This window comes from Streptomyces sp. NPDC054847 (assembly GCF_053610925.1).
On the sequence record NZ_JBSGZJ010000578.1, the window covers coordinates 1 to 3,880 of the forward strand.

A 3,880-nucleotide genomic window follows, 5' to 3' on the forward strand; every position below is an offset into this window, starting at 1 on the left:
GCGTTAACGCGCACTAACCTCTCCTCATGACCGTTTCACTGGAAGTCTCCGAAGGCGTCGGCACCATCAGGCTCGACCGCCCTCCGATGAACGCCCTCGACATCGCCGTCCAGGACCGGCTGCGCGAGCTCGCGGAGGAGGCTGGCCGCCGTGACGACGTGCGGGCCGTGATCCTCTACGGCGGTGAGAAGGTGTTCGCGGCAGGCGCGGACATCAAGGAGATGCAGGCCATGGACCACGCGGCGATGGTCGTGCGTTCCCGGGCACTGCAGGAGTCCTTCACCGCCGTGGCCCGTATCCCGAAGCCCGTCGTCGCGGCCGTCACCGGCTACGCCCTCGGCGGCGGCTGTGAGCTCGCGCTCTGCGCGGACTACCGGATCGCCGCCGACAACGCCAAGCTCGGCCAGCCGGAGATCCTGCTCGGCCTCATCCCGGGAGCGGGCGGCACCCAGCGGCTGTCCCGGCTGATCGGCCCCTCCCGCGCCAAGGACCTGATCTTCACGGGCCGCATGGTCAAGGCGGAAGAGGCGCTCTCCCTCGGCCTGGTGGACCGTGTCGTCCCCGCCGCCGAGGTGTACGAGCAGGCACACGCCTGGGCCGCGGCATTGGCCAAGGGGCCCGCGCTGGCGCTGCGCGCGGCGAAGGAATCGGTGGACGCCGGACTCGAGACGGACATCGAGACCGGGCTCGCCGTGGAACGTAACTGGTTCGCCGGCCTGTTCGCCACCGAGGACCGGGAACGCGGCATGCGCAGCTTCGTCGAGGAAGGCCCGGGCAAGGCCAAGTTCCTCTGACCGCACCTGGTCGGGCACGGTTCCGGCTCTGTCCGGGCCCCGGGCAGTGGGCCCGCTCGGCAGGGCCGGCCCGCCGTGTGCGGCCCTGGTTACCTGTGCGTACCGCACGTTCGGAAGGTGACAGCGGTGACTGTCGGGCGCCCGGCGGCGCGTGACAACGTCACTCCTGTCACCGACCGAGGGAGTGTGCGTGAACAAGGGGTACGCGGTCTACTGCGACGCCGACCGGCACTTCTACGACGCGCCGCACCGCCTGGAGTTCGCAGCGGAGAGCTCTCACGGCTCCCTGTACGAGGCGGCGCGGCTGCCCGTCCCCGAGGGCTGGCTCAGCCACCGCACGGGCGACTGGCTCGCCCTGCGGCCCGTCGACCAGGCGCTGCCGTCCCAGGGCTGGAAGATCCATGTCTCCGCCTCCCTCGACAACGCGGAGTCCGTGCTCACCACGGTCCGGACGTACTGCCTGGCGCACGGGGTGGCGTTCAAGTTCGTCCCGAGCCGCTACCTGCTGCACCAGCGCAACGCCAAGTACGCCGACCGGGCGGCGAGCGGCAAGTTCATCACGGTCTACCCGGCGGACGACGCCCGATGCGGTCGGATCGCGGGCGACCTCGCCGCGCTCCTCGACGGCGAGCCCGGCCCGTACATCCTCAGCGACCTGCGCTGGGGCGCGGGACCGGTGCACCTGCGCTACGGGAGCTTCACCCGCCGCCACTGCTACGACGAGCACGGTGAGCTGCGCCCCGCGATCGAGAACGGGGCCGGCGCGCTCGTGCCCGACCCGCGCGAACCGGTGTTCCGCATACCCGGATGGGTCACCCCGCCCGACTATCTGCGGCCCCACCTCGAGGCCCGTGGCGCGGTGGCTGTCACAGACCTGCCGTACACCATCGACAAGGCGCTGCACTTCTCCAACGGCGGCGGGGTCTACGAGGCTCACCACAAGGCCACCGGCAGGCGGGTCGTGCTCAAGGAGGCCCGCCCGTACGCCGGCCTCGCCGCCGACGGCGCCGACGCGGTGACCCGCCTGGACCGGGAACACCGGGCGCTGCGGCAGCTGTCGGGGCTCGACTGCACGCCGGAGGTCGTGGACCGCTTCGTGCTGGGCGAGCACCACTTCCTCGCACTGGAACATGTGGCGGGCCGGCCGCTCAACTCCTTCTTCGCCCGCAGGCACCCGCTGATCGACGCGGACCCTTCGCCCGAGCGGCTGGACGAGTACACCCGGTGGGCGATGCGGATGCACGGCCTGGTCGAACAGGCGGTGGCCGACGTCCACGCACGCGGAGTGGTCTTCAACGATCTGCACCTGTTCAACATCATGGTCGCCGAGGACGAGGAGTCCGTGGTACTGCTCGACTTCGAAGCGGCACGCCCTGTGGAGGAGCGCGGCCGCCAGATCGTCGCCCACCCGGCGTTCGTCGCCCCCGCCGACCGGCGCGGCACCGACGTCGACCGCTACGCGCTGGCCTGCCTGCGGATCGCCCTGTTCCTGCCGCTCACCAGCCTGCTCGCCGTCGACCGGGGCAAGGCGGCGCACCTGGCCGACCTCGCGGCACGGCACTTCCCGGTGCCCCGCGACTTCCTCGACGAGGCCGTACGGGAGATCGGACGCGACCCGGCCGGGGGGCCGCCCAACGCGCCGGCGGGACGGTCTCTCCGGTTCCTCCCCGTGGAACCGGACGACTGGCCGCGCAGCCGCGACTCGATGGCCGGGGCGATCCTCGCGTCGGCGACCCCGGAGCGCGAGGACCGCTATTTCCCCGGCGACATCGCGCAGTTCGCGGCCGCGGGCGGCGGAGCGGCCTTCGGCCACGGTGCCGCCGGAGTGCTCTACGCGCTCCACGAGAGCGGCTCCCCGGCCTGCCCCGCCGCCGAGGAGTGGCTGCTGCGTCACGCCAAGGCACCCGACTCGGGCACTCCGCTCGGGTTCTACGACGGCCTTGCCGGCATCGCCTGGACCCTTCACCGGCTGGGACACACGGACCCCGCCCTGGAACTCGCCCACCGGATTCTCGAACAGGACTGGTCGGCACTCTCACCCGACCTGCACGGCGGCACGGCCGGACTCGGCCTCGCCTTCGACGCCCTCGCCGCCGCCACCGGGGAGACGGCCCTGCACGACGCCGCCCTCCGCTGCGCGGAGTTGACGGCCCGCCCCGTCCCTGCCGGAGCCGGGACCGGGCGGAGCCCACGGCGCACCGGGCTGCTGCACGGGTCCGCGGGCCGGGCGCTGCTCTTCGTGCGGCTGCACGAACGCACCGGGAACACCGCGCTGCTCGACCTCGCGGCCGAGGCGCTGCGCGACGACCTGTCCCGGTGCGTACAGGGTGCCGCGGGCACCCTCCAGGTGGACGAGGGCTGGCGCACGATGCCCTATCTGGGAGCGGGCAGCGTCGGCATAGGAATGGTGCTCGACGACTACGCGGCCCACCGCCGCGACGAGACCTTCGACCAGGCACGCCGCGAGATCGTACGCGCCGCGCAGGCCACGTTCTACGCACAGCCCGGCCTCTTCCGCGGCGCCGCCGGCATGGTCCTGCACCTCGCGCGTACCACCACGGGCGGCCCCGGCACCACAGCGGAGGACGTGCGCCGCCAGATCCGCTCTCTGGCCTGGCACGCCATGTCCTACGAAGGCCGGCTGGCCTTTCCCGGTGAGCAGATGATGCGGCTGTCGATGGACCTGTCCACCGGTACGGCCGGCTGCCTGCTGGCACTGGCGGCGGCGCTCGGCGACCGCCCGGCGCAGCTGCCGTTCCTGCCGCCGCTGCGGCACCCCCAAGAACCGGCCCCGTGACGGGGTCGTCAGTAGCACCGTCCCCGACAGAGAGGAAAAGATCATGACCCTGCTGGACCTGCAGTCGATGGAGACCCCGAAGGAAGAGGCCATCGGCGACGTCGAGACCGGCAGCCGCGCCAGCCTGCTGCTGTGCGGTGACAGCAGCCTCAGCCTGACCACCTGCAACTGATCCGGCGCGGCTCCGCGAGCGGCGCACGTCGCAGCGGAGTCCCGGCGCCCCCGGGGCACCACGCCGGGGGCGCCGCGGCGGCCGGTACGCGGCGCCGGGCGGGGGCCGGCGCTGCCC

General features: G+C 72.8%; 3 protein-coding genes. All 3 read left to right on the top strand.

Annotated elements, in window-relative coordinates; genetic code table 11:
- The first annotated feature begins 26 nt into the window (after positions 1 to 26).
- The 3 genes from ACWGH4_RS32625 to ramS all read left to right on the top strand — a co-directional run bounded on the left by ACWGH4_RS32625 (position 27) and on the right by ramS (position 3,763).
- A complete protein-coding gene (locus ACWGH4_RS32625) occupies positions 27 to 794 on the top strand; it encodes an enoyl-CoA hydratase/isomerase family protein (protein WP_005311653.1) in 768 nt (255 codons plus the stop codon).
- 190 nt (positions 795 to 984) lie between these two features.
- Positions 985 to 3,591: a class III lanthionine synthetase LanKC gene (lanKC, locus tag ACWGH4_RS32630; RefSeq protein ID WP_453467216.1), complete on the top strand. Its 2,607-nt coding sequence runs from the start codon at positions 985 to 987 to the stop codon at positions 3,589 to 3,591.
- Positions 3,592 to 3,634: 43 nt separating this feature from the next.
- Positions 3,635 to 3,763 carry a mycelium formation morphogenetic lantipeptide SapB gene (gene ramS / locus ACWGH4_RS32635; protein WP_453467218.1) on the top strand — a complete coding sequence of 43 codons (129 nt, stop codon included), beginning with the start codon at positions 3,635 to 3,637 and terminating at the stop codon, positions 3,761 to 3,763.
- Positions 3,764 to 3,880 lie beyond the last annotated feature (117 nt).